This window comes from Deinococcus marmoris (assembly GCF_001949125.1).
GTDB lineage: Bacteria > Deinococcota > Deinococci > Deinococcales > Deinococcaceae > Deinococcus > Deinococcus marmoris_A.
Genome location: NZ_MSTI01000036.1, coordinates 36,647 through 61,578 on the forward strand (window position 1 = coordinate 36,647; position 24,932 = coordinate 61,578).

20 protein-coding genes are annotated in these 24,932 nt (G+C 65.4%); 8 read left to right on the forward strand and 12 right to left on the reverse strand.

All coding sequences use genetic code 11. The features are described 5' to 3' along the window. The first annotated feature begins 52 nt into the window (after positions 1–52). Positions 53–1,255 carry a PAS domain-containing sensor histidine kinase gene (locus tag BOO71_RS05345; RefSeq protein WP_075830927.1) on the forward strand — a complete coding sequence of 401 codons (1,203 nt, stop codon included), beginning with the start codon at positions 53–55 and terminating at the stop codon, positions 1,253–1,255. 52 nt (positions 1,256–1,307) lie between these two features. Here the strand turns inward: BOO71_RS05345 and BOO71_RS05350 are convergent, their stop codons facing one another. Beyond that, positions 1,308–2,246: a ribose-phosphate diphosphokinase gene (locus BOO71_RS05350; RefSeq protein ID WP_075830928.1), complete on the reverse strand. Its 939-nt coding sequence runs from the start codon at positions 2,244–2,246 to the stop codon at positions 1,308–1,310. Between the two features lie 246 nt (positions 2,247–2,492). On the opposite strand from BOO71_RS05350, the gene BOO71_RS05355 reads away from it, so the two are divergent. Continuing rightward, positions 2,493–3,926: a phytoene desaturase family protein gene (locus BOO71_RS05355; protein WP_075830929.1), complete on the forward strand. Its 1,434-nt coding sequence runs from the start codon at positions 2,493–2,495 to the stop codon at positions 3,924–3,926. A gap of 22 nt (positions 3,927–3,948) precedes the next feature. Here BOO71_RS05355 and BOO71_RS05360 read toward each other — a convergent pair whose 3' ends face one another. From BOO71_RS05360 to BOO71_RS05375, 4 genes are all read right to left on the reverse strand, one after another. Continuing rightward, on the reverse strand, positions 3,949–4,740 hold the full coding sequence (locus BOO71_RS05360) for a hypothetical protein (RefSeq protein ID WP_139322760.1): 792 nt from the start codon (positions 4,738–4,740) through the stop codon (positions 3,949–3,951). A gap of 46 nt (positions 4,741–4,786) precedes the next feature. Continuing rightward, on the reverse strand, positions 4,787–5,761 hold the full coding sequence (locus BOO71_RS05365; protein WP_075830930.1) for a CPBP family intramembrane glutamic endopeptidase: 975 nt from the start codon (positions 5,759–5,761) through the stop codon (positions 4,787–4,789). 141 nt (positions 5,762–5,902) lie between these two features. After that, on the reverse strand, positions 5,903–6,916 hold the full coding sequence (locus BOO71_RS05370) for a threonine aldolase family protein (RefSeq protein WP_075830931.1): 1,014 nt from the start codon (positions 6,914–6,916) through the stop codon (positions 5,903–5,905). 25 nt (positions 6,917–6,941) lie between these two features. After that, positions 6,942–8,957, reverse strand: coding sequence for an elongation factor G (locus BOO71_RS05375; protein ID WP_075830932.1), 2,016 nt, complete (start codon positions 8,955–8,957; stop codon positions 6,942–6,944). A gap of 567 nt (positions 8,958–9,524) precedes the next feature. On the opposite strand from BOO71_RS05375, the gene metG reads away from it, so the two are divergent. Beyond that, entirely contained in the window at positions 9,525–11,525 is a 2,001-nt protein-coding gene (gene metG / locus BOO71_RS05380) for a methionine--tRNA ligase (RefSeq protein ID WP_075830933.1), read from the forward strand. Positions 11,526–11,591: 66 nt separating this feature from the next. Here the strand turns inward: metG and BOO71_RS05385 are convergent, their stop codons facing one another. Beyond that, a complete protein-coding gene (locus BOO71_RS05385; RefSeq protein ID WP_075830934.1) occupies positions 11,592–12,554 on the reverse strand; it encodes an Ig-like domain-containing protein in 963 nt (320 codons plus the stop codon). 206 nt (positions 12,555–12,760) lie between these two features. Between BOO71_RS05385 and rapZ the strand changes: the two genes are divergently transcribed. The 3 genes from rapZ (at position 12,761) to BOO71_RS05400 (ending at position 16,406) form a co-directional block, all read left to right on the forward strand. Then, positions 12,761–13,600 carry an RNase adapter RapZ gene (rapZ, locus tag BOO71_RS05390; protein ID WP_075830935.1) on the forward strand — a complete coding sequence of 280 codons (840 nt, stop codon included), beginning with the start codon at positions 12,761–12,763 and terminating at the stop codon, positions 13,598–13,600. A 15-nt stretch (positions 13,601–13,615) separates the two neighbouring features. Continuing rightward, the gene (locus tag BOO71_RS05395; protein ID WP_254843035.1) at positions 13,616–15,028 is read left to right on the forward strand and encodes a gluconeogenesis factor YvcK family protein; all 1,413 of its coding nucleotides are present in this window, start codon (positions 13,616–13,618) and stop codon (positions 15,026–15,028) included. 88 nt (positions 15,029–15,116) lie between these two features. Then, on the forward strand, positions 15,117–16,406 hold the full coding sequence (locus tag BOO71_RS05400; RefSeq protein WP_075830936.1) for a glutamate-5-semialdehyde dehydrogenase: 1,290 nt from the start codon (positions 15,117–15,119) through the stop codon (positions 16,404–16,406). A gap of 55 nt (positions 16,407–16,461) precedes the next feature. On the opposite strand, the gene dxs is transcribed toward BOO71_RS05400, so the two are convergent. From dxs to lipB, 5 genes are all read right to left on the reverse strand, one after another. After that, on the reverse strand, positions 16,462–18,372 hold the full coding sequence (dxs, locus tag BOO71_RS05405; RefSeq protein ID WP_075830937.1) for a 1-deoxy-D-xylulose-5-phosphate synthase: 1,911 nt from the start codon (positions 18,370–18,372) through the stop codon (positions 16,462–16,464). Beyond that, positions 18,372–19,049, reverse strand: a complete 678-nt coding sequence (locus tag BOO71_RS05410; protein ID WP_075830938.1) for a hypothetical protein — start codon at positions 19,047–19,049, stop codon at positions 18,372–18,374. The genes dxs and BOO71_RS05410 overlap by 1 nt, the downstream gene beginning before the upstream one ends. A gap of 152 nt (positions 19,050–19,201) precedes the next feature. Next, positions 19,202–20,809 carry a TerD family protein gene (locus BOO71_RS05415; protein ID WP_075830939.1) on the reverse strand — a complete coding sequence of 536 codons (1,608 nt, stop codon included), beginning with the start codon at positions 20,807–20,809 and terminating at the stop codon, positions 19,202–19,204. A gap of 95 nt (positions 20,810–20,904) precedes the next feature. Continuing rightward, positions 20,905–21,906 (reverse strand): lipoyl synthase, encoded by a 1,002-nt coding sequence (lipA, locus tag BOO71_RS05420; RefSeq protein ID WP_075830940.1) that lies wholly within the window; start codon positions 21,904–21,906, stop codon positions 20,905–20,907. Between the two features lies 1 nt (position 21,907). Beyond that, positions 21,908–22,624, reverse strand: coding sequence for a lipoyl(octanoyl) transferase LipB (gene lipB / locus BOO71_RS05425; RefSeq protein WP_075830941.1), 717 nt, complete (start codon positions 22,622–22,624; stop codon positions 21,908–21,910). A 152-nt stretch (positions 22,625–22,776) separates the two neighbouring features. Between lipB and BOO71_RS05430 the strand changes: the two genes are divergently transcribed. Beyond that, positions 22,777–23,304: a GNAT family N-acetyltransferase gene (locus BOO71_RS05430; RefSeq protein ID WP_075830942.1), complete on the forward strand. Its 528-nt coding sequence runs from the start codon at positions 22,777–22,779 to the stop codon at positions 23,302–23,304. On the opposite strand, the gene BOO71_RS05435 is transcribed toward BOO71_RS05430, so the two are convergent. Then, positions 23,301–24,143 (reverse strand): hypothetical protein, encoded by an 843-nt coding sequence (locus tag BOO71_RS05435; protein ID WP_075830943.1) that lies wholly within the window; start codon positions 24,141–24,143, stop codon positions 23,301–23,303. The two genes, BOO71_RS05430 and BOO71_RS05435, sit on opposite strands and share 4 nt — an antisense overlap. 274 nt (positions 24,144–24,417) lie before the next feature. On the opposite strand from BOO71_RS05435, the gene rplS reads away from it, so the two are divergent. Beyond that, entirely contained in the window at positions 24,418–24,930 is a 513-nt protein-coding gene (gene rplS / locus BOO71_RS05440) for a 50S ribosomal protein L19 (protein WP_075830944.1), read from the forward strand. Positions 24,931–24,932: the final 2 nt, after the last annotated feature.

Genomic DNA, 24,932 nt, shown 5'->3' on the forward strand with positions numbered 1-24,932 from the left:
TAAGATCAGATGGAAGAATGGTGACCCCGGCGCGGGTGTTACCCTGAAGGCCATGTTGCCGGAATCGCCGCCCGAACGTTTTGCCGTGGCGGCTTTTGATGCTTTGCTGGCCCATATCGCCATCGTCGGTGCGGACGGCGTGATCGTCGCCGTCAACCACGCCTGGACCGCCTTCGCGCGCAGCAATGGCGGGATGGGCAACGATGTGGGTCTCAATTATCTGTCCATCTGCGACGGGGCGCAGGGCCAAGACGGTCAGGACGCCCGCGCCACCGCACAGGGCATCCGCGCGGTGATGGCCGGGGAGCAGCAGGTGTTTGAGCTGGAATACCCCTGCCACACGCCCACCGAGCAGCGTTATTACGTGGCCCGCGTGACCCGTTTCACGCAGGACGGCGCGCACTACGCGCTGGTGGCCCACGAGAACATCACCCGCCGCAAGCTGGCCGAGCTGGAGGTCACGGCGCTGAACGCCTCGCTGGAACGGCGGGTGCAGGAGCGCACCGAGGCGCTGGAGGCCAGCGAGGCGGCCCTGCAACGCCTGAACGGCGAGCTGATGGACCGCAACGAGGAACTCTCGCAGTTCGTGTATGTGGCCAGCCACGATTTGCAGGAGCCACTGCGGACGCTGGGGGCCTACGCCGATATCCTGCGCCAGCGCTACCGGGGCAAGCAGCTCGACGAACGCGCAGATGTCTACCTGGGCCACATCACCGAGCAGGTGGGCCGCGCCCGCAGGCTGGTCCGCGACGTACTAGCCCTGTCCACCGTCAGCGAGGAAGCCCCGCGTGAGGCCACCGATCTGGGCGCACTGTGCCGCGAGGTGCAGGCCGAACTGAGCTGGCCCCCGGACGCCGAAGTGCAGGTGGCCGCAGTCCCGCCCGTGTGGGCCAACCCGCCCCAGATGCGCCAGTTGCTGGGCAACCTGCTGGGCAACGCCCTGAAGTTCCACGCGGAGAGCCAGTTGCGGGTGGAATTGAGCGGGGAACCAGACGACGATCTGATTCACCTCACCCTGCGCGACAACGGCATCGGCATTGCGCCGGAGTACGCCGACAAGGTTTTTGGGATGTTCCAGCGCTTGCACGGACGCACGCCCACCGGGGGCAACGGCATCGGGCTGGCCGTGTGCCGCCGCATCGTGGAAAAGCATGGCGGGCGCATCTGGATCGAGGCCGCGCCGGGCGGCGGGACCGCCGTGCATTTCACGCTGCCCAATGTTCAGGACACGGGAACTCAGGCCACTGGGATCTGAAGACATGAAAAAACCCTCTCTGGGAAAGAGAGGGGGGTTCAAGGGTTCTTTTCTAGCTGAACAGCGTGCTGACACTCGCCCCGGTGTGGATGTTGGCAATCGCGCTGGCAAACAGCGGGGCCACGTCCAGCACGGCCAGCTTGCCCCCTGCCGCCTCGATCTTTTCCTCGGAGACGTACACGGTGTTGCAACTGGCCACCTGGGTCACGTCCAGACCCGCGATGCGCTGGATGGCCGGGCCGCTGTAGACGCCGTGGGTGACGGCCACATACACGTCCCTGGCCCCCATGCTGCGGGCGATGTTGACCGTTTCCACCAGACTCCCGGCGGTGCTGATCTCGTCGTCCACGATGAAGACAGTCTTGCCGTCCACCTCGCCGATCAGGGCGCGCGGCACCACCTCGGTATCGGAAACGCGCTCCTTGTCGATCATCGCCAGCCCGCAGTTCAGCAGGCGCGAGATGCGGCTGGCCCGCTTGATGCTGCCCGCGTCGGGGGCCAGGACCACGCCCTCGTGGGCGTTGGCGACGCAGCCCTGGAAGTGTTCGGACAGCACGAGGTCCGCTGACAGGTGATCGACAGGCACCTTGAAAAAGCCGTGGACCTGCGGGCTGTGCAGGGTCATGGTCAGCACCCGGTCCGCCCCTGCCGCCTGGATCAGATCGGCCACCAGACGGCCCGCGATGGAAATGCGGGGGCTGTCTTTCTTGTCGCTGCGGGCGTAGCTGTAATACGGGATCACGGCGGTCACACGGCCCGCGCTGGCACTCTTGGCGGCGTCGATCATCAGCAGCAGTTCCATGATCGAGTCGCTGACCGGGTTGCTGAAGGACTGCACGATGAACACGTCCGCCTCGCGCAGCGACTGCTCGTAATGCACGATCAGGTTGTCGTTGGTGAATTTCTCGGTGATGCTGTGGCCCAGCGTCACCCCCAGGTGTTCGCAGATGGCCAGCGCCAGTGGGCGATTGCTCTGGCCGGAAAAGACCATCAGGGGCGAGCGGCGACTTTCCAGCAGGGCAGTGGACAGGCGTGACGGGACAGGCAAGGGAACATCCTCCGGGGATTGAGGTTTGGGCTACAGGAATCGGCTCTAAATCGCCCGAAGCATACCTGTCCGGCATGTGGGATGTCAGGGCCATGTGATGTCTCCAGAGTAGAAACAGCCACGGGAGGACACGGCGTCCGGCTGATTTGGACGACAGACCCGCCGCAATGCAGGCACTAGCATGTACTCATGACCCTGGACGCCCTGATCGTCGGCGCTGGCCCCAATGGCCTCTCGGCGGCCCTGACCCTGGCCCGCGCCGGACTGCGGGTGCAGGTGCTGGAAGCCCACGGCACGGTGGGCGGCGGAATGCGCAGTCTGCCGCTGACCCTGCCCGGCTTTGTCCACGATTACGGCAGCGCCATTCACCCGCTGGCTGCCGCCAGCCCCGCTTTTCGCAAGTGGCCGCTGCACGCCTTTGGCCTGGACTGGGTGCAGCCCGGCGCGCCGGTCACTCATCCGCTGGGAGGCGGCTTGGTCACGCTGGAGCGCAGTCTGGAGGCCACCGCCGATGCACTGGGCGCAGACGGCCCCGCCTGGACCGCCCTGATGCGCCCCCTGCTGAACGACTGGGAGGGCCTGCTGCACGACATCCTGCGCCCGCTGCCGCGCGTGCCGTCGCATTTCTTCACGCTGGCGCAGTTTGGCATTCGCGGGCTGCCGCCTGCCGGGGCGCTGGGCAAACTGCTGTTCCGCACCCCGGAGGCCCGTGCGCTGTGGGGAGGTCTGGCCGCGCATACCGTGCTGCCCTTCTCGGCCCCCGGCACCTCGGCCATGACGCTGGTGCTGGCGCTGCTGGCCCACGCGGTGGGCTGGCCCTTTCCGCGCGGTGGGGCGCAGGCCATTCCCGACGCCATGCGGGCGTATCTGGAATTCCTGGGCGGATCGGTCATTACGGGCGTCCAGGTCAGTTCCGCCGCCGATCTGCCCCCCGCCCGCGTGACGCTGGTGGACAGCAGCCCCGGCGTGTTGCTGAATTTACTGGGTGACCGCGCCCCCACCGCCTACCGCGCCGCGCTGGAGCGTTACCGCTACGGCCCCGGCATCCAGAAGCTGGATTACGCGCTGAGTGGCCCGGTGCCCTGGGCAGACCCGCGCGTGGCCCGTGGCGCAACGGTGCATATCGGCGGCACGCTGGACGAGGTGGCCCGCTCGGAGGCCGCCACCCCCACCCACGTCTCACAGCATCCCTACGTGCTGGCCGCGCAGCACACTCTGTTCGACTCCAGCCGCGCCCCCGCCGGGCAGCACACCTTCTGGGCCTACTCGCACGTCCCCAACGGCAGCGATGAAGATATTCAGGACCGCATGGAAGACCAGATCGAGCGCTACGCCCCCGGCTTCCGCGATCTGGTGCTGGCCCGCCACCGCACCACCGCGCCCATGTTGCAGGCGTACAGCCCGGTTTTTGGCGGCGGCGACGTGAACGGCGGCAAGGGTGATCTGTGGGGGCTGCTGGCCCGCCCGGTGCTGACCTCTACCCCCTACCGCACCCTGGTCAGGGGCTTCTACCTGTGTTCCAGCAGCACACCCCCTGGCGGCGGCATTCATGGCATGGCGGGCTACCACGCCGCGCTGGCTGCGTTGAAAGACGAGTTCAGTATTCAGGATTCGGAGGATTGAGGCAGGCCAGACCAGACGGTTCCTAGCGCGCGAACAGCAGAGGCGACACCCCGATCAACTGGATAATCAGCGCGGGCAGCAGGGGCAGCAGCGTGCCCATGACCGCCTGAATGGGTTTGTCGGTCAACTGGCGCATGGCGGCGTACACGAAGCCGAACTGTGCTGCCGTCCCCAGCAGCGTGACCATCACCAGTGCAAATCCGGCAGAGGTCTGGAAGGTCTGGGCCAGGGCCGCCCGCTCCAGCACGCGCGGATCGCTGCCCAGCCCAGCCACGCTGGCCGCGTCGGGCAGGAAGGCGGCGGCTGGGGTCAGCAGCGTGACCACAATCACCAGCAGGTACAGCGGCGGCATCAGCGCGAAGCTGGCTCCGTAGACCTCGGCGGCGCGGCCCTTGAACCCGGCCCCCACCCGGCCAAAGCCCCACATCAGCACGAAGATGAACACGCTCAGGAAGGTGGTGCCCAGAACGTTGACCGCGTAGGTGGCGAAGTTGGGGGCTGCCGTTTCACTGTTGGCCGCCGCGAAAGCCGCCGCGTGGCGCACCAGCAGCGTGTAGGCCAGTCCGCCCAGCAGCCCGGCCACGCCCGCCACCCAGATGTAGCGCCACCACACCAGATCAACCTCCTGCAACTGTCTGACGAAGCTGCGCGGGCTGACCAGCAGCGTGGCGGGCGTGGGCGGGTCTGGCAGCGGGGAGTGTGGCAGGGGAGCTGACGCGGATTTGCGCGGCGTGGGTGGCCGGGGGGCGGTCCTGCTGGCATTGGAATTGCTGGTGCTGGATTTGCCGGGCTTGGATTTGCGGGGAGAGGCCATAAACCCCGCCATGCTAGCGGCTGGGGCGGGGGACAGAAGGCGGGGATCAGAACAGCGCGCTTCTCAGGTCTGTAAACCACAGTCCCACCTGCGGAAAGGTCAGGGCCACCGCCACCACGCCGAACAGCACGATGACCACGTAGGCGAGGCTGAGCCACGGGCCGGGGGCGCTGCGCTCCTGCACGTCAGGTTTGGGCGTCAGCCACAGGTGCAGGACCACCATCACCACGCCCCCAAAGAAGAGTGCGCCCAGCCCCAGCGGGATTTTCAGGGCCGGGTTGCTCAGCGCTTCGGCGGCCTGCGCGGGATCGCCCAGATTCTTCCCGACCAGGAACGCGCCCAGGCCCACCGCCAGCGTGTTGTTCAGCGCGTGGACGATCACGCTGTTCCACAGGCTGCCGCTGTGCTGAACAAGTCGCGCCAGCACGTAGGCCAGCGGCAGAATGCCCGCAATACTGGCTGGAACGCCGTGCGCCACCGAGAACGCGAAGGTGGAGGTCAGCGCCGCCACCGTGAAGCCCGCCGCCCGTTCGTGGCCGCGCATCAGCAGACCCCGGAAAGCGACTTCCTCGGCAAAGGGGATCAGCAGACCCGCCGCCAGCAGCAGCGCCCACACGTCCGGCCCGCTGCTCAGAAACTGCGGCACCGAATCTGCCGCGCTGGGGAAGAAGGTGAGGTACGCCAGCGCGAAGGCGCGGGAGGCCAGAAACGCCAGCGCGAAGGCCGCCAGTGCCAGCCCCCACGACGGCGGCGTGCGCCAGCGGGTGTCTGCGGCCAGCGCCCGCACGGTGGGCCGGAAGAAGATGAAAGCGGCGGCCACCACCACCGCGAACGAGCCGAGCAGCGCCGTTCCCAGCGGGACACGCTGGGCGATCAGCAGCGCCGAGACCACGTTCTGGATGATCAGCAGGCCCAGTGCGGCGCGATTGCCGTCCACTGCCCGGATCCCCGCAGGAGGTTTGGGTGCGTGCGTCTCATCGGGCCAGGGCTGGGGCGTGGTGGGGGAATCCGGCGCGGTCATGGTTCAGAGGGTACTGCGCCGCCCACGGGACACGCCTCCGCTGAAAGGGGGAGGGGGCTTGATGGAGCAGTAGGGCCGCCTGCGGCGTCCACCCCCCTCCCAGCCTCCCCCGCAGGGGGGGAGGAGCCAAAAGCCCACGTTTTACGCGCCCGTCAAAACGGCAATTGCCTTCGCCAGCGCCTCATCCCCAGTCTGGTGGTGCAACACGAAGCGCACCGAATCCGGCCCCAGGGCACTGGCCAGCACGCCCTGCTCAGCCCACTTCGCCACCTGTTCGGCAGCGTTCGGCAGCGTGGCGTAAATGATGTTGGTCTGCACGGCAGCGAGGTTCACGTCAAAACCCGCGTTTGCCAGGGCATCGGCCAGTTCACGGGTGCGGCGGTGGTCTTCCTTCAGAAGTGCGGGGCCGTCGCGCAGGGCCACCAGAGCGGCTGCGGCCAGAACTCCGGCCTGACGCATTCCGCCGCCCAGCATCTTGCGGTAACGGTGCGCTCCCTGCATGGCGGCGGCGCTGCCCACCAGCACGCTGCCCACGGGTGCGCCCAGCCCCTTGCTCAGGCACACGCTGACCGTGTGGAAGTGCTTCGTGATCTCGGCGACAGGCACGTCCAGCGCCGCCGCCGCATTGAAGACCCGCGCGCCGTCCAGATGCAGGGGCAGACCCTCGGCATCGGCCACCGCGCGAATTTGCTCAATCACCTTCAGGGGAATAACGGTTCCGCCCGCCTTGTTGTGGGTGTTTTCCAGGCTGATCAGTCCGGTAGGCGACTGGTGGATGCTGTGGCGCACGGCCAGCCGCACCTGTTCGGGGTCCGTCACGCCCAGCGGCGCGGGCACGAAACGCGGCACCACGCCGGAAAAGGCGGCCATCATGCCCAGTTCCCACTCGTAGATGTGGCTGCCCTCGGCGCAGACGACTTCCTCGCCCCGGCGGGTGTGCAGGGCAATCGCCACCTGATTGGTCATGCTGCCGGACGGCATGAACAGGCCCGCCTCGTGTCCGGTCAGGCGGGCGACTTCGGCCTGCAACTCGTTGACGGTGGGGTCCTCGCCGTACACGTCGTCGCCCACCGCCGCAGACGCCATCGCGGCGCGCATTTCGGGGGTGGGCGTGGTGACGGTGTCGGAGCGGAGATCGGCAATTGGTTGGGACATGGGGAGGATGCTACGCCAGCGCGGCTCAGCCTGCCGCCACCTCCGCCCTTCTTTCCTCAATAATCTTCTTCGCCAGATGGTCCGGCACGTCCTGATACCCATGCGGCTTGACGGAAAAGCCCCCCCGGTCTCCGGTCAACGAGCGCAAGTCGGCGCTGTAATTCTGCAACTCGGCTTGCGGCACCACGGCGCTGATGGTAATCACCGTGCCGCCCGTGTCCATGCCCTGCACGCGGGCGCGGCGCGTTTGCAGGTCGCTGATCAGGTCGCCCGTGAACGAGGCGGGCGCACGAACCTTCAGCAGCACGGCGGGTTCCAGCAGGCCGGGCCGAGCGTTTTCCAGCGCGTTCTTGAGGGCCTGACCTCCCGCCATGCGAAAGGCAATGTCCGAACTGTCCACATCGTGGTAACTGCCGTCCAGCACGGTCACCCGCACGTCTTGCAGCGGGTAGCCCGCCAGACTGCCCTTGATCATGGCCTCCTGCACGCCCTTTTCTATGCTGGGAATGTACTTGCCGGGAATCGCGCCGCCCACCACCGCACTCCTGAATTCAAAATCCTCGCCGGGTTCAATGCGAATGGTGCAATCGCCGTATTGCCCGTGGCCGCCGCTCTGTTTCTTATGCTTGCCCTGCGCCTCGGCAGCGGCGTGGATGGTCTCGCGGTACGCAATTTGCGGCACAGATGTGGTCACGGTCACGCCCTGCGCAGCCAGTTTCTCGGCGGCAATCGTCAGGTGCATGTCGCCCATGCCGCTCAGTAGTTGTTCGCCGGTCTGCGGATCACGCCGGAAGTGCAGCGTGGGGTCTTCTTCCATCAGGCGGGTCAGCGCCGCCCCCAGCTTGTCCTCGTCCTGGCGTGTAGCGGGGTGCAGGGCCACCGTATGCGCCGGATCGGGCAGCCACAGCGCGTCGTACTGGATGGGGTGTTCGGGATCGGCTAGCGTGTCCCCGGCGTGCAGGTCGGTCAGTTTGGTCAGCACGCCGATCATCCCGGCACTCAGCTCCGGCACCTCGGTCAACTCCTTGCCGTTGATCAGGTAGAGGTGGGCAGGCTTCAGCTCGGTATGGTCACGCGAGGTATTGACCACGGTGTCGCCGGGCTTGAGGGTGCCGCTGTAGACCCGGATATACGCCAGCTTGCCCACGAAGGGATCAATGCTGACCCGCCATACGCGGGCGCTGAAGGGCGCGTCGGACGTCGGTTCGCGGTTCTGGCCGTCCTGCCCGGTGGTGGGGCCACGCTCGCGGGCACTGCGGAGGCCCGACACCAGCAAATCCAGCAGTTGTGGAATGCCGATGCCTGTTGTGGCACTGACCGGAATCACCGGGTACAGCGTCCCCGCGTGAACGGCCTTCAAGAAGGTGGCGTGCAGGTCATCCACGCCGATCTTCTCGCCCTCCAGAAAGCGTTCCATCAGGCCGTCGTCGGATTCAATAATGGCGTCGGTCAGGCTGTCGCGCGCTTCCTTCAATACTGAGCGCATGTCGGAAGGAACTTCGCCGCCGCCACCCACTTCCCCGGTCAGGACGTTGACTACGCCCCGGAACTCTGGCCCCTCGCCCATCGGCAGGAACAGCGGCGCGACATTGCCCGGCAGGCTGGAGCGCAGATCGGCCAGCACGGCGGAAAAGTTGGCCCGCTCCCGGTCCATCTTGTTCACAGCAATGAGCCTGGGCATGTTGAAACGGTCTGCCGTGGCCCACACGCGCTCGGTGCCCACCTCTACGCCGCTCACACCGCTGACCACCATCAGCGTGGCGTCGGAGGCACGGATGCCCCCGCGAATCTCGCGCACGAAGTCGGCGTAACCAGGGGTGTCCAGCACGGTGATGTCGGTGCCGCCGTGGTTCAGGCGCACGACTCCGGTGGTGATGGAAAAGCCGTGCGCCTTCTCGGCGTCGGTGTGATCGCTCTGGGTGGTGCCGTCTTCCACCTTGCCAGGACGTGAAATGGCCCCACTGTGGTGCAGCAGAGCTTCGCAGAGCGTGGTTTTCCCAGCGCCGCTGTGCGCGGCGAGACTCACAATACGAACGGGCATTCTTGGACCACCGATCCTTTTTTATGAAAAAGAGGGGGCGGGGCGAACGGCCACCAGCGCGGACAGGATTTTGGTGGGGGCAGTTTACACCTGATCTGGAGAGGGGGCGAAAAGAAACCCCTCAGTCGGCTTCGCCGCCAGCTCCCCTCAAAAGGGAGCCAAGGAGCGCAGAAGACCGTGCCACACGCAATCCTCTTACCTCTCTTCTAAGGGGAGGTGCCCCGAAGGGCCGGACTCGCAGAGCTGCGAAGCAGAGGGGTTAAGCGGGCAGGGCAATCCCACAACCCCTCCGCCATTTCCCCTATTTCCCCCAACCCGCACCCGCCCTAAACTCCCCCCATGACCATCACTTCCCCTCAGACCGTGATGACGCGAATGTCCCCGCGCCCCTGAGCGGCTGTGTTCAGTCAAAACAGGGGGTTTTCAGGCGGGGTGTAACTCTTCAACGGGATGCACCCCGCCCCCGTTTTTCCTGGCCATTTTTTCCGTATCCTGTACCGGTTGTCCGCCCCGCCTCTCATCAGGGCGCTGCATCTCTACGATGCCGGGTGGAAAGGAAGGCAAACCATGACCGACACCACGCAAAGCAACGAATTTATTATCACCACCGCCATCGACTACGCCAACGGCGAGCCGCACATCGGGCACGTCTACGAGAAGATTCTGGGCGACGCTATCGCGCGCTATCAGCGGCTGGCTGGGCGCGACGTGACCTTCGTGATGGGCACCGACGAACACGGCGAGAAGATCAGCAAGGCCGCCGCCAAGGCCGGGGTCACGCCGCAGGAACTGGTGGACGATCTGAGTGACCGGGCTTTCCGGGGGCTGTGGGACCGACTGGAAATCAGTTACGACGCCTTTATCCGTACCACGGCTCAGCGCCACAAGAAGTTTGTGCAAGACGTCTTGCAGCGCGTGTACGACGCCGGGGACATCTACTTTGCCGAGTATGAGGGGCTGTACTCGGTGGGCGCGGAACGCTACGTGACCGACAAGGAACTGGTGGAGGGGCCGGACGGCGTGCGCCGCTACCCCGGTGACCCCCAGCCGCCCGAACTGCGGCGCGAGGCCAACTACTTTTTCAAGATGGAGAAGTATCAGGACTGGCTGCTTGACACCCTCAAGACCAACCCGACGCTGATCCAGCCCGCCGGCTACCGCAACGAGGTGCTGGAAATGCTCTCCGAGCCGATTGGCCCCCTGAGCATCAGCCGCCCGAAAAGCCGTGTGCCGTGGGGAATAGAGTTGCCGTGGGACGCCGATCACGTTACCTACGTCTGGTTTGACGCGCTGCTGTCCTACCTGACCCCCTTCGTGGCCAGTGGGCGTGATCCGGCGACGGTCAGCGGGCTGGCGTGGCACGTCATCGGCAAAGACATCCTCAAGCCGCACGCGGTGTTCTGGCCCACCATGCTCAAGGCGGCGGGCTATCCGCTGTACCGCAAACTGGTGGTTCACAGTCACATCCTGGCCGAGGACGGGCGCAAGATGGGCAAAAGCCTGGGCAACGCGATTGACCCGCAGCAACTGGTGAGCGACTTTCCGGTGGACGCCATCCGTTACACCCTGCTGCGCGAGGCGTCGCTGGGCGCGGACAGTCCCTACGGCGAGGGCATTCTGGTGTCGCGCCTGAACAGCGATCTCGCCAACGATCTGGGCAACCTGCTGTCGCGCACGGTCAGCATGATCCACAAGTACCGGGGCGGCGTCCTGCCCGCCGCACACGAGCCGAACGAGCGTGAGCGCGAGATAGAGGCGGCGGCGCTGGCCCTGCCCGGTCAGATTCTGGGCCTCGTGGATGACCTCAAGATCAACATGGCGATTGAAGCCGCCATGAACTTCGTGCGTGACCTGAACCGCTACATCGCGGAGAGTGCGCCGTGGAATCTGGCGAAGTCCGATGAAACTGCCCGCCGTCTGGATACCGTGCTGTACACGGCTGCCGAGGGGTTGCGTGTCGCCTCGGTGTGTCTGGAAGCGGTGATTCCCGGCAAGGCCCGCGAACTACGCGCCCAACTGGGCCTGGGTGGACAGACCTATGCCCTGGCCGGAGCCTGGGGCCTGATTCCAGCCGGAACGCGTGTGCCGGGCGGCCCCATCCTCTTCCCAAAGCCGGAGCAGGAGGAAGGCAAGGAGAAGTCGGTCAAGCCGCAGAAGCCTGTCCAGAAGGAGAAAAAAGTCGTGGCTCAAGTGGCCGAACCCATCGCGCCCGTCGCCACCTCTACGCCTGCCGAGACCGAAGCCCTGATCTCCATTGACGATTTCGCCCGCATTGACCTGCGCGTGGCCGAAGTGATCGCCTGCGAGGCGGTGGCGAAGGCCGACAAGCTGCTGAAACTGACGGTGAAAATGGGCGAGGAAACGCGCACGGTGGTCAGCGGGATTCGCAAGTGGTATGAGCCGGAAGCGTTGGTGGGCCGCAAGGTGATTCTGGTGGCTAACCTCAAACCCGCCAAGTTGCGCGGTATTGAATCCCAGGGCATGATCCTGGCCGCCGAAGACGATGCGGGCAATCTGGATCTGGTGGGATTGGGTCTGGATTTGCCGAGTGGGACGAAAGTTCGCTGAGAGAGATGCATCAAAAAGCTGCCGGAGGTCAACGCGCCTCCGGCAGCTTTAATTTTGGATGGACGTTTATGGAATCAGGTAGGTGATGGCCAGGGTGGGCTTGTCGGTGGCGCTGTCGCCCGATCTCAGGTAAGCGATGTCGGCGTTGCCGTCCCCGTCGGTCAGCTTGGCGAAGCGCAGGCGGTACTGCGAGCGCACGCGGCTGTTGGTCCGGTCATCCTTGAGGGCGCTCAGGACAGACTTGGTGTAGTTGCCGAGAGTGGGGGTGCTGATGATGTCGCCCTGGTTGCTGTACACCGTGGGATCGAAGTCGGTGGCGGTCAGTGAGGTGCCGTAATTCACATGATCCAGAATCAGGTCGCTGGCCCCCACATCCAGATCGGTATAAGGATTGCCAGCCACCACATACTGGTTGACGGTCAGGTTCGCGGCCAGAATGTTGGCGCTGGTCAGGGCGGCGGGCAGGCCAGCCAGGTCGAAGCTCAGATAGCTGCGGTAGGTGGCATTTCCAACCGAGGCGCTGTCGCCGATATACAGGGTGTCGTCGTTGGTCACCACCTCTCCGTCCGAACGCACCCGCCCGTCCAGCGCTGGCGTGCTGTTGATCGTGGTGGTGAGCTGCTTGAAGGTCTTGAAGCTGCTGTTCGTGGCGGGCAGCGCGTTGCCCGCGAGGTCCGTGGCCGTGGTGCTGAGGCTGAAGCTGTATGTCTTCCCCAGAGCGGTGTAGGCGAGGTCCGCATTGGGATTGATGGTGAGCTGGGTGCCGTCGGCGTTCCAGCTAAAAGTCACACTCGCGGCGGGCAGATCGGTGGACTGGTAGGCCGCCTGCGTGGCCGCCTGATTCATCTTCTCACTGAAGGTCACCACGATATTGGCGTCCTTGGCAACCCCGGTGGCCCCGCTGGCAGGCGTGATCGATACAGTGGACGGCGGCGTGGTGTCCGGTGTGGGGGCGGGGGTGCCTCCGCCTCCGCAGGCGGCGAGGCTCAGGGCGGTGGTCAGCAGCAGGGCAATATTCAGTGGTTTCATGGTCTTCTCCTTCTGGGCGCAGGAAGCTCTGCCAACCGCTGGCCGAGTGCCTTTCCTTCGCATGACCACACCTTAAAAAACGCACCGTGACCAGACCATGATCAACCGTGATCAGGATGGACTTGCGCCATGATCGGCAGCCCACCATGCCTTCCACGCATCCCCTTACGCCCGAAGGTCACGCCAGCCCGAGTAGACTGGACCGTATGCCGTTTATCGTGGTTTCGGGTTTGTCGGGCAGTGGCAAGAGTACGGTTCTGCGCACGCTGGAGGACGCGGGCTTTTTCACCACCGACAACCTGCCGCCCGAGTTGTGGGGGGCCATGCACGATCTGGCCGAGGCTCGTGGTCTCAAGCGGGTGGCCATCAGCACCGACGCGCGCACCCGCGACTTTCTGGGGGCACTGGAATCCAGTTACGAACGTCTGTCGCGCCGCCGTGAGGACCTGCGGGTGCTGTTTCTGGAGGCCACGGCGGACGTGCTGCTCAAGCGTTACAACCTGACCCGCCGCGAACACCCGCTGGGCGACACCCTGCTGGTGGACTTTGCCCGCGAACGCGAACTGCTCGCGCCGCTGCGCTCGATTGCCGATACCGTGATCGACACCACCGACCTGAGCGCCAAGGAACTGTCCGAGCGGGTGCTGAAGCTGTATCGTCTGGAACGCGATTTTCACCTGCGGCTGGTGTCCTTCGGCTTCAAGCATTCGCCGCCGCGCGACGTGGATCTGGTGCTGGACGTTCGGACCCTGCCCAATCCTTTCTACGACCCGGAACTGCGGCCCCGCACGGGTCTGGAAAAGGACGTGGCCGACTACGTGTTCCAGAACGAGGACGCGCAGGAGTTTTACGCCGAATTGCGCGGCTTCGTCCGCACCGCCGCCGAGCGGGCGCGGGCCAGCGGGCGGCATGGGTACACGGTGGGCATCGGCTGCACGGGCGGACAGCACCGCGCTGTGGCCGTGACGGACCGGCTGGCGGGTGACCTGAAAGACCTGAACGTGGAGGTGGCCGATCACCGCGACATGAAGCTGGAGGCGGGTTGAGATGGGCGCACGGCGATGAGCGATCCGCCCCTGCGTGATTCGTCCATGCGCGACCCGTCCATGCAGGGTGACCGCCCCCTGATTCCGTCGGGCCGGGCCAGTGCCGTGCGGCGGCGGGCGGTGCGGGGCGGGCAGTACGCCAGCCGCCGCGCCCGCGTGTGGCTCGCGCCGGGCATGGGGGTCAAGCGCTGGCTGATCCTGTTCATGGTCTGCACGCTGGTGGGGGCGGTAGGTTTCCTCCACTTCACCTGGACCGGGCCGCTGCACTTTGCCGCCACCCGCTGGATTCTGTACCTGAATACGCTGACCGATCCAGGACTGGTGCCGCTGCACGTCACCGGCATGGTGGTCATGGCACTGGCACTGATCGGGGCTTTTTTCAGCATCGCCATGCTCAACCGCTCCATCCTGCGCGGCACCGGTACGGTTCCCGGCACGGCGCTGGATCTGATCTACGAGCGGCGCAACCTGTCACGCGGCCCCCGGATCGTGGCGGTGGGCGGCGGCACGGGGCTGTCCAACCTGCTGAGTGGCCTGCGCGCCCACACCAGCCACACCACCGCCATCGTGACCGTTTCCGATAATGGCGGCAGCAGCGGGCGGCTGCGCGAGTCGCTGGACATGATCGCCCCTGGTGACCTGACCGACTGCTACGCGGCCCTCAGCGACAGCCCGGTGATGGCCCGGCTGCTGCTGCACCGCTTCACGCGCGGAGACGGGATCAAGGGCCACACCTTCGGGAATCTGATGCTGGCCACCCTCAGCGAGGAGGAGGGCGGGCTGGCGGTGGCCATGAAGGACATCCACGAGGTCCTGCGGATTCGTGGACAGGTCTTTCCGGCCACCACCGCGCCCGCCACCCTGGTGGCCCATCTGGAGGACGGCGGCGTGATCCGGGGCGAGAGCCAGTTTGCCGAATCGGTGGGTCACGCCCGCATCCGGCAGGTCAGCCTCGATCCCCCGGATCTGCCCGCGCTGCCCCCGGTGCTGGACGCCATCCGCGACGCCGACCAACTGGTGCTGGGGCCGGGCAGCCTGTTTACCAGCATCATTCCCGCGCTGCTGGTCCCCGAGATTGCCCGCGCCGTGCGTGAGTCTGCGGCCCCGCTGATCTACGTCGCCAGCCTGATGACCGAACCTGGCGAGACCGACGGCCTGAGCCTGGAAGACCATGTGCGCGCCATCACCTGCCACCTGGGCCGCACCCCCGATTGCGTGCTGGTCAACAGTGCCAGCCTGCCCCCCGAAGTGGTCGAGCGGTACGCCGAGGCGGGCGCGCATCTGCTGAACCTGGATGGGGCCAGCCGTCATCTGAGCGGCTGCGCTATCGCCCTCCCCCTGCTGCAACCCGGTCAGGCCCGCCATGATCCGGTGGCGCTGGCGCAGGCACTGTTGATCCAGGCCCCACGCCGCCGCCTCCAGAACTGAACCCACCAGAGACCGCGCTGCACCAGAGGCGGCGCTGAACTAGAGGCGGACCGCATCCGCCGTCTCACCGCCTGTTACGCTGGGCGGCATGACAGCGCTGCAAGACACGGCAACCAGCATCCGCGAGATGGGCGTGCGGGCAAAAGCGGCGGGCCGGGTGTTGCGTTCCCTGCCCACCGCGCGCAAGGTAGAGGCGCTGCGGGCCATCGCTGCCGAGCTGCGTGCCCGCGAAGACGGGATCGTGCGGGCCAACGCCCAGGATGTGCTGGCCGCGCAGGAAGCCGGTCTGCCCGAACACATGATCGCCCGCCTGCGCCTGGACGCTGCCGCGCTGAGAACGGTGGCCGCCGACGTGGAGGCCGTCTTGCGCCTGCCCGATCCGGTGGGGGAGACCACGGGGGCGCAGACCCAGCCCAGCGGCATTCAGGTTTCGCAACGGCGCGTGCCGCTGGGCGTGCTGGGCGTCATTTACGAGTCGCGCCCCAATGTGACCGTGGACGTGGCGGCGCTGGCCCTGATGAGCGGTAACGCAGTGATTCTGCGCGGCGGCAAGGAAACGATCCACAGCAACGCGGCGCTGGAAGGGGCGATTCGCGCGGCTCTGGAAGCCCAGAACCTCCCTGCCGACGCCGTGCAGGTCATCCACGATCCGGCCCGAGAGCGGATGCGCGAATTGCTGCGGCTGGACGATCTGGTGGACGCCATCATCCCGCGCGGCGGGGCCGGGTTGCACCGCTACTGCGTGGAGAATGCCACCGTCCCCGTGATCGTGGGCGGCATCGGCGTGGTGCATATCTATCTGGATGCCAGCTTCACCCGTGACCCGCAGGACGTTCAGCGGGCTGCCGAGATCGTCGTGAATGCCAAGGTTCAGAAACCCAGCGCCTGCAACGCCTTGGACACGCTGCTGATTGACCGGCAAGCTTTGCCTGCCCTCCCCGACATTGCCCGCGCTTTACTGGAAAACGGCGTGGAAGTGCGCGCCGACGCCGAGGCGTGGGGCGCGTTGCAGGACGCGGGGATCGTGGTCACACCCGCTGACGCCGCCGACTACGGCACCGAATTCCTGGCCCTGACTGCCAGCCTGAAAGTCGTGTCTGGTCTGGAGGAAGCGCTGGACTTCATTGCCGCCCACGGCAACCACACCGATGTAATCCTGACGCGTGACACGGCGCAGGCCGAGCGCTTCGTTCAGGATGTGGACAGTGCCGCCGTGATCGTCAACGCCAGCCCCCGCTTCAACGACGGTGGGCAACTGGGTCTGGGCGCGGAAGTCGCCATCAGCACGCAGAAGCTGCACGCGCGCGGGCCGATGGGCCTTCGGGAACTGACGACGACGAAATGGGTGGTGGTGGGAGAGGGACAGATCAGGGGCTAGATCAGAAGAAGGGGGAAACAGTTTTGACGCTGCTTCCCCCTTCTCACCGATTGCTTCAGACGCCCAGCGGCACATCCACCCCAAGCTCGGCCAGCACGGTGCGGATCGCCTGCGCGTCGATTCCGGCGCGGGCGTGGACACTCTCGGTGGTGGCGTGGTCCTGGAAGGCGTCGGGAATGCCCAGCATCCGTACTGGAACACTGAGGCCCATGCTGTTCAAGGCTTCCAGCACGGCGCTACCGAAGCCGCCCACCAGCGTGTTGTCCTCCACGGTAATGATCGTGCGGGCGCTCCCAGCCAGTTCGCGCAGCATGTTCAGGTCCAGCGGTTTGACGAAGCGGGCGTTCACCACACCGACACCCGGCAGATCGCCTGCCGCCGCCTGCGCGTATTCCAGCGCCTTGCCGCCCGCCAGGATCACGGCATCTGAGCCGTCCCTGACGCGCTCCCAGGTGCCCCATTCCAACTTGGGCCACGTTCCCTCGGGTACCCTGGGGGTGTTGCCACGCGGGTAACGGATAGCGAAGGGGCCGTCGTGTTCCTGCGCGTACTTCAACATGCCGCGCAGCTCGTTCGCGTCTTTGGGCAGGCCGATCCGCACATTCGGAATGCTGCGGAGGTAGCTCAGATCGAACACGCCGTTGTGCGTCGAGCCGTCCGCCCCCACGATCCCGGCGCGGTCAATGGCGAAGGTGACATTCAGATTTTCAATCGCCACGTCATGCAGCACCTGATCGTAGGCGCGTTGCAGGAAGGTGGAATAGATCGCCACGATGGGCCGCAGACCCTGCAAGGCCATCCCGGCGGCGGTGGTCACGGCCACGTCCTCGGCGATGCCCACGTCCAGATAACGGTGCGGGTGCGCCTTGCTGTAGCCCACCAGTCCGCTGCCCTCGCGCATGGCGGGGGTGATCACGAAGGTACGCGGGTCAACCTTTGCCAGTTCGGTCACGGCGTCACCGAATGCGGCGCTCCACGAGTAGGCGTTGCTGGCCTTGAAATCCCCGGTGTCCGGGTCGAATTTGCCGGGGCCGTGCCAGTAGATCGGGTCGGCCTCGGCATAGCTCAGGCCCTTGCCCTTGCGGGTGACCACGTGCAGGATCGTGGGGCCGTCCAGATCCACCAGCCGTTCCATCAGCCAGACCAGTTCCTGAACGTTGTGGCCGTCCACCGGGCCAACGTAGCGCACGCCCATCATGGCGAAGGGGTTGACGCTGGCCGGATCGAAGAAGTGGCGGGTGCTGCTCTTGGCGCGGCTCATGAAATCGGCCAGCGGCTTGCTCAGGGACTGGACGGCTTTTTTCCCGGCCCCCTCGCCCTCCTGAAACCACTTCTGGACTTGCAGCCCGCGCATGAATTTGTTGATCGCGCCCACGTTCTCGGAAATGCTCATCTCATTGTCGTTGAGGACGATCAGCATCTTGCGGCGCAGGTCGCCGATGGTGTTCAGGGCGGCCAGGGCCATCCCTCCCGTTAGAGAGCCGTCACCGATCACGGCGGCCACCTTGTAATCCTGACCCAGCGCGTCGCGGGCCATCGCCATGCCCAGTGCGTTGGCGAGACTGGTGCTGGCGTGGCCCACGGTGATCGCGTCGTGTTCGGACTCGCTGACCTTGGTAAAGCCGCTCAGGCCGCCTTCCTTCTTGACGGTCGCCATCTGCTCACGCCGCCCGGTCAGCATCTTGTGGGCGTACGCCTGATGCCCCACGTCAAAGAGAATCCGGTCGCGCGGGCTGTTCAGCACGTAATGCAGCGCCACCACCAGATCGGTGGCCCCCAGCGAGGACGCCAGATGCAGGCCGCCCACCGAGCAGACCCGCACGATCTCGTCGCGCAGTTCCTGGCTCAGTTCGGGCAGTTGATCGCGCGAGAGCTTCTTGAGGTCATCGGGTCCAGCGATCCGGTCCAGTAGCGGCGTGAGCCTGTGGTCAAGATCTATTGCATCCGCCTTTTTGAGTTCGGTCATCAGCGCCCTCCCTTGAAGTTGCGTCCCACCAGCAGTAAGCCTTCAGGTGTGCGGACCTCGCCCACATACGGCGTGAACCACAGTTGTTGCGTGGCTGGAAACAGGCCGCCCACGGTATCGCTGACCTGACGGGTGACCACCCAGACCTCGAACTTTCCGGCGGGCGTGTCCTGCTGCCGCTGTTCCTGCACCGTGTAGCTGTAATTCAGCGTGCCCTGCGCCTGCACCTTGCCGTCGTCGCCGCTGATGGCGATATTGCTCACGCCCTGCCACGTCAGGCCCACCTTCCAGGCACTTTCTGCCGGGGATTCCAGCCACGGCGGGTCCAGTCGCACGTTCACGCCGGGTTTGCGGAGGCCCAGCAGTTTGACGCCGTCTGCCGAGAAGGTCCGGTACCAAGTCTGGTCCGCGCCGCGCCCGGTCAGTTGCAGCGCCTGCACGGTCTGCCCGGCATAGATGCTTGGCCCCAGCGCCCGCAGCACGTAGGGCACCGCCGAGGTCGGCTCACCTTCGGGCAGGTAGGACCACGCCAGCCCGGCCTGACTGGGGTAAAAGGACACCGTATTGACTGGCGTGCTGGTCTGCACCGTGGGGCCGGGGCCGCCCGTGGTGGGCGTGCAGGCGCTCAGGCCCAGCAGCAGGGCCGGAACGAGGGCGAGAAAGGGGGTGGGGCGCATATTCCCCAGAGTAACGTGATGCATTGACCGCATTCTGTCAGTTAAGAGCAAGTCACGCGTCCTGCTTTTGGGGGATAAGGAGGATAGAGGGCGTGTGGGAGGGCATGGAGGGGGGATTTATAAGGGTGGGTTTATGGATTTGGACGAGGCGGTTAGATTTTGTTGCTCTTTTGCAAATTGCAGCGCCGACACAGCAGCTGAAGATTGTTCTCGGTACTCGCTCCGCCCAAACTGTGGGGGATGACGTGATCGTATTCCAGATAGTTGTTGTCCCCGCACTCTACGCATTTCCCCTGATCCCTCTGCCACACAGCGATTTTGACGTTCTGTGGAATGCTGCGGCTTGCCCGTTCAGTCTGCGGCATCAGCAAGAGCCGCTTATGCAGCCGCACTAAAGCGTCCAGAGTGGCGCTGAGAATCAGGGGTTTGGTGACGTGGTGATAGGTGCCGCTGCCCTTCTTGACCGACAGTTCGAGATTCACGCCATCCGAGCGTTCCTCAATCCGAAGAATTTTGCCGTACTGCACGTTCCAGCCGCCCTCGCCCGCACCGCCGATGAAATAAATCTGACGATTGGTCACCACCATGCGTCCAACGATGTCGCGGCTGCGGGTGGCGGTGACATGCCGGAAGGTGGCGGGCACTTCCAGATGGGCCACTTCGCCCGCATCCAGAAGAACCGTCGTCTGAATTGCTAGCAGGTGGCCTTCGCGGATGCTGGTGGCGGCCCGCAAATCCACGAGTTCGTTCTGGAGGGGAGCCAGCAGGCCCGGTGGAATGCGGAGCAGACGCGCCAGCTCTCCGAAATCGCTCTCTTCCTGCAAGCTGATCATGCCGTCCGAGTAGGCGATGGTCAGTGTCCGCTCAAGCAGGCGCAACGCATCGGTTCTCACAAAATCAAGGGCCGTTTTGGCATCCAGTTCTTCCCGCAAAACGGTCTGCTGTAAGTCCTGCCATTCATGATGTTCTATGACGCCGTCCGCGCAGGCTGCCAGAAAGCGTGTGCGGAAACGCCCCAGCGCCTCCTGAGCCTTATGGGCGCACTCGCGGCACAGGCCCTCGCTGTTCAGCTTGAGCGGCGCGAAGAGACTTCCCCGCTTGCCGCAGTTCTGGCAGGCGCGGGCATCAGCGGCGGGACGTGGCGGGGCCGATTGCAGGGGTTCCCAGGCAGCAAGCAGCGGCGTGGAAGATTTGTCGGGTGTCTGACTTGCCTTGTGATCAGGCTGCGGAAGAGGCGTTTCTTCCTGACCCACAACCTCACCACCCATCGACTCCAATAACGCTTGCAAACCACCGGAAAAGCCCTGGCCCACGCCCGTGACCCGCCACTTTCCCTGATGGCGGTAGACCTCCAGCAGAATCAGCGCCCGCTCGCCCTGAAACATCTGCCCTTCCACATTGAAATGCACACTGTCCCCGCGCTCATCCATCAGGCTGGCCGTGCCACGCCGGAGGGCGGAAAACGGCTGCTCATCGGTGGTGGCTACGAGAACGAGGCGATGTATGCCAAGTGGCAACCGCACCAGATCAACCTGAAACGAATGCTCTGAGGGGTTGAGTGTGATGGCCTGTTCAGGACTGGCTGTCTGGTTGTAAAAGATGAAATAGCGATCATCCGTCAGTTGCCGGGATTCGTTCAGGCCAAATACGCTGAGATCAGCGGTTTCCATGCCGGGCAAATGCGCCCGCAGGGTGAGCTGCGGCTGGGCAGTCAGTCCGTCGAGTGTGAGCCTTTGCCCGCGCTGAAGCTGCTGGATCATCTGTGGACTCTAGCGTGAAGGTTGACCGACACGCCAAATTCTTAAAATAAGGGGCCGCTGGCATCAAGCCCCGGCCCCTTTTTTTCCTGCCCCGCTCAGATCAGGCTGAGTTGGTCCCCGTCGGCAATATGGGTCAGGTGTTCGGGCAGTCCGCGCGGGTGGTCCATCACGATCTGCTCGGCCTTGTAGCTGCTGCGGACCAGCGGCCCCGACACGATTTCCAGGAAGCCCAGTTTCATGCCTTCCTCGCGAATTTCGTTGAATTCGGCGGGGGTCACGTAGCGCTCGACGGGCAGGTGGTGCATGGTGGGGCGTAGGTATTGCCCGAAGGTCAGTACGTCCACCCCCGCCGCGCGGCAGTCGATCATGGTCTGCATGATTTCCTCGCGGGTTTCGCCTAGCCCCAGCATCACGCTGGTCTTGGTGATCACGTCTGGGCGGGCGCGCTTGGCGTGGGCCAGCACCGCCAGCGTCTGGTCATAGTCGGCGCGGATGTCCCGGACCGGGTGGGTCAGGCGGCGCACGGTTTCGATGTTCTGGGCGTAGGTGTCCACGCCGCTGTCCAGCACCAGATCGACGCAGTGGGTATTGCCGCTGAAATCCGGGGTCAGGGCTTCCACGCGGGTTTCGGGGTTCAGTTTTTTGATGGCCGCCACCGTCTTGGCAAAGTGGTACGCGCCGCCGTCGGGCAGATCGTCGCGGTCCACGCTGGTCAGCACCACGTACTTCAGGCCCATCAATTGAACGCTCTCTGCCACACCCTGCGGCTCGTCCAGATCGAGCTTGCCCGTTGGGTTGCCGGTGTCCACGGCGCAGAAGCGGCAGCCGCGCGTGCAGATATGCCCCATCAGCATGAAGGTGGCGGTGCCGCGTGACCAGCACTCGCCGATGTTGGGGCACATCGCTTCCTCGCAGACCGTGTGCAGGCGGTGTTCCTTGACGATCTTGCGGACCTCGCCGAAGACCTGCCCAGTAGGGATGGTGACCTTGAGCCAGTCGGGCTTCTTCTCGCGCACGGGCACGCTGTCCTTGCGGTAAATGCCGTTCTTGACGAATTTGGCCTGCTTTTCGGTGGTGGGTTCGTTGGTTTGGGTCATATCAGCTCCCCGCCCCGGCAAGTTCCGGCAGCGTCCAGTCGTAGGTTTCAAAGGTGGTGGTAAAGGCGTCGGAAAGTGCTTTGCGTGCCGCGTTCATATCCGGGCCGTGGCCCAGACCGCGCAACCCGTACTCGCGTTCCACGCTGGTCATCTGCGTGCCGCTCAGGCCACACGGCACGATCAACTCGAAGTGCTGGAGGTTGGTGGTCACGTTCAGGGCCAGCCCGTGCAGCGCCACGTTCTTCTGCACCGCCACCCCAAAGGAGGCGATCTTCTGATCGTAACTCAGGCCGTTGACCTTGCGTGGATCGACGTAGACGCCCGCGTAGCCGGGATTGGGGCGGGCGTCTGGGAGGCCCATCGTGTTCAGCGCCGCGATGGTGGCGGCTTCCAGCAGGCGCAGGAAATCCTGCACGCGCCGTCCCACCGGGAAGATCGCGTAGGCCACCAGTTGCCCGGGGCCGTGGTAGGTCACGTCGCCGCCGCGCTCGACTTCCAGCACCTCGATACCCTGCGCTTCCAGATACTCGCGCGTCACGATGATGTTGCTGCCCTCACGCGCCTTGCGGCCCAGCGTCAGCACGGGCGGATGTTCCACCAGCAGCAGCGCGGGTCTGCCCCCTGCCGCCACCCGCGCGTGGTGTTCTTTCTGCAAGGCCCAGGCGTCGCGGTACGGCACGCGGCCCAGGTCTATGGTGTCGAATGTGGGGGCCTTCATACCCAGAATTGTACGCCCGGCCTTTCCACATTCACCGTGTCCTGCGCCAAATTGCGGCTGACATTCACCAGACTTCGTGGTCAATCTGCGCCGTCAGGCTGGTTGGGCTGGCCTGCGGGGTGTCCGGCCTGTCAGGACGTAAAATTTGAGGTATGCCTGAACTCTCTGTGCCTTCCCCCCAGTTCCGCGAAAGTTTTCTACAGGCCGTCCGCGAGATGCAGGCCGAGGGTGGTGGCGGCCTTGCCAGCTCGCGCGACTGGGACGTTGTGGAAATTGCCGCTGACTTCGACGCCTTCCTCAAGCAGTTGCGCCGTCTGGAGCCGCCTGCCGAATTGCCGGAGGGCTGGGTCCACGCCAGCGAATTCTGGCTGATAGAGGGCGACGCGTATCTCGGACGCTCCAGCCTGCGCCACACCCTCACCCCACGCCTGCGCGAATTTGGCGGCCATATCGGCTACGAAATTCGCCCCTCTGCGCAGCGGCAGGGCCACGGCAAGACATTGCTGCGCCTGACGCTGGAGCGGGCGCGTGGGCTGGGCCTGGACCGGGTTTTGATCACCTGCGACACCGATAACCTCGGCTCACGCGGCGTGATCGAGGGCAACGGCGGCGTGCTGGAGGGAGAATTCGTGCTGGACTCCCATCCAAAGCCGACACGGCGCTACTGGATCGCGCTCTAGGAAGGCTCTGTCTGTTCTTTCGGCACGTCTTTCTGCACCTCATCTTTCTGTAACTCGTCTTTCTGTAACTCGTCGGCCCTGTCCTGCATGTCGTGGGCCAGCCGGTTCAGGGCCTGGGCCTGTTCTTCCCCGGACGCGCCGGTCCTGCCCATGTTCTCTGCCACAGCCCCGCCGATCTGGGTCAGGGCGTCCACCTGTTCGGGCGCGGCGTCATCCAGTTCGCCGATGCGCTCGACGATGTCCGCGCCTGCCTCAGCCAGCGCATTGGCCTCGTGGGCGGCGCTGAAGCGCTGAATCTCGTCGATGCGGCGCTGGTGTTCGTTCAGCACCTCCTCAAGCTGTCCGGCCTGTTCCAGCGTCTGCGCCTGCGCCCGCGCCGCGTCCATGATGGCGCTCAGCGCGCCCAACTGCTCGCCCACCCGCCGCTGGATCAGCCTGAGCCTGGATACGTTCAGCTCGTCCACCGGGGTCCGTGCCACGTCTTCCAGGGCCAGACTCATCATCTGTTCCAGGGCCTGCGCCGCCGTGATCTGTTCCTGGCTGCTCTGCACGATTTCCAGTAGCGCCTGGGTCTGCCCGCCGCGCTCGTGGGGGGTGGCCCCCAGCGGCAGCGTGCGGATCTGCTCGGTGGTCAGGTGGATGACCTCGCGCAGCGCGTCGGTGGCCGCCAGCCCCTGCTGCCCGGTGCGGATGATGTCTTCCAGGGTGCTGCTCTGCGCCCAGCCCGCCGCGCCGACATGCTCTCGGGCGCGCACCTCCGAGACCCGGCGGCGCTGGCTGTGGGTGGCCTGCCGGGCGTCGGCCAGCAATCCGTCGCGCTTTTCCTGACCTGTATTCATGGCTGGACCGGCCCCGGACGCGCCGTGCTGCCCCGGAAACAGGGCTTAAAAGTTGCAATGTGGCTCACACTCCGTATCCTCGTCTGTTTCAGCCCCAGCGAAGGTGAGCCGCACACCGCTTGCCGACCCTGGCTGGCGTCGCGTATACTCCCAAGGCCCGGCCCGGCTGTCAGCGTGCAGCCGCGCCCGCATCTGGTGAAAGAACGTCTCTGCCAGTCCCCTTTTTTCAAGAGGGCTGGACAGTGGGGCGGTCCGCTGACCAAAGGAGCCAAGCATGAGCAATATCAAAGTGAACCGTGGCGCGATCCTGCGCGCCGTCGAACAGCCGCACATCAAGACCGACCACCCCGAGTTCCGCCCCGGCGATACCGTGCGCGTGGAAACCAAAGTGGTGGAAGGCAACCGCACCCGCAACCAGGCGTTTGAAGGCGTGGTCATCGCCCTGAACGGCTCGGGCAGCCGCAAGAGCTTCACCGTCCGCAAGATCTCCTTCGGTGAAGGTGTGGAGCGCGTGTTTCCCTTCAGCAGCCCGTTGCTGGCCAAGGTCACCGTGCTGGAGCGCGGCAAGGTCCGCCGCGCCAAGCTGTACTACCTGCGCGATCTGCGCGGCAAGGCTGCCCGTATCAAGAGCGACCGCAGCCGCGTGATGAAGGACGCCGAGATCAGCAAGGCCGCCAGGGTCAGCAAGCAGGCTGCCGATCAGGCCGCCTCCGCCCAGGCTGCCGAGGCCGCTGCTGCCCAGGCCGCCGCGCCCGCCGAAGCTGCCCCCGAAACCCAGGGCGAATAAAC

Coding starts and splice junctions, on each gene's coding strand:
- BOO71_RS05345 (WP_075830927.1), top strand. CDS start 53: ATGTTGCCGGAATCGCCGCCCGAACGTTTTGCCGTGGCGGCTTTTGAT.
- BOO71_RS05350 (WP_075830928.1), bottom strand. CDS start 2,246: ATGGTCTTTTCCGGCCAGAGCAATCGCCCACTGGCGCTGGCCATCTGC.
- BOO71_RS05355 (WP_075830929.1), top strand. CDS start 2,493: ATGACCCTGGACGCCCTGATCGTCGGCGCTGGCCCCAATGGCCTCTCG.
- BOO71_RS05360 (WP_139322760.1), bottom strand. CDS start 4,740: ATGGCCTCTCCCCGCAAATCCAAGCCCGGCAAATCCAGCACCAGCAAT.
- BOO71_RS05365 (WP_075830930.1), bottom strand. CDS start 5,761: ATGACCGCGCCGGATTCCCCCACCACGCCCCAGCCCTGGCCCGATGAG.
- BOO71_RS05370 (WP_075830931.1), bottom strand. CDS start 6,916: ATGTCCCAACCAATTGCCGATCTCCGCTCCGACACCGTCACCACGCCC.
- BOO71_RS05375 (WP_075830932.1), bottom strand. CDS start 8,957: ATGCCCGTTCGTATTGTGAGTCTCGCCGCGCACAGCGGCGCTGGGAAA.
- metG (WP_075830933.1), top strand. CDS start 9,525: ATGACCGACACCACGCAAAGCAACGAATTTATTATCACCACCGCCATC.
- BOO71_RS05385 (WP_075830934.1), bottom strand. CDS start 12,554: ATGAAACCACTGAATATTGCCCTGCTGCTGACCACCGCCCTGAGCCTC.
- rapZ (WP_075830935.1), top strand. CDS start 12,761: ATGCCGTTTATCGTGGTTTCGGGTTTGTCGGGCAGTGGCAAGAGTACG.
- BOO71_RS05395 (WP_254843035.1), top strand. CDS start 13,616: ATGAGCGATCCGCCCCTGCGTGATTCGTCCATGCGCGACCCGTCCATG.
- BOO71_RS05400 (WP_075830936.1), top strand. CDS start 15,117: ATGACAGCGCTGCAAGACACGGCAACCAGCATCCGCGAGATGGGCGTG.
- dxs (WP_075830937.1), bottom strand. CDS start 18,372: ATGACCGAACTCAAAAAGGCGGATGCAATAGATCTTGACCACAGGCTC.
- BOO71_RS05410 (WP_075830938.1), bottom strand. CDS start 19,049: ATGCGCCCCACCCCCTTTCTCGCCCTCGTTCCGGCCCTGCTGCTGGGC.
- BOO71_RS05415 (WP_075830939.1), bottom strand. CDS start 20,809: ATGATCCAGCAGCTTCAGCGCGGGCAAAGGCTCACACTCGACGGACTG.
- lipA (WP_075830940.1), bottom strand. CDS start 21,906: ATGACCCAAACCAACGAACCCACCACCGAAAAGCAGGCCAAATTCGTC.
- lipB (WP_075830941.1), bottom strand. CDS start 22,624: ATGAAGGCCCCCACATTCGACACCATAGACCTGGGCCGCGTGCCGTAC.
- BOO71_RS05430 (WP_075830942.1), top strand. CDS start 22,777: ATGCCTGAACTCTCTGTGCCTTCCCCCCAGTTCCGCGAAAGTTTTCTA.
- BOO71_RS05435 (WP_075830943.1), bottom strand. CDS start 24,143: ATGAATACAGGTCAGGAAAAGCGCGACGGATTGCTGGCCGACGCCCGG.
- rplS (WP_075830944.1), top strand. CDS start 24,418: ATGAGCAATATCAAAGTGAACCGTGGCGCGATCCTGCGCGCCGTCGAA.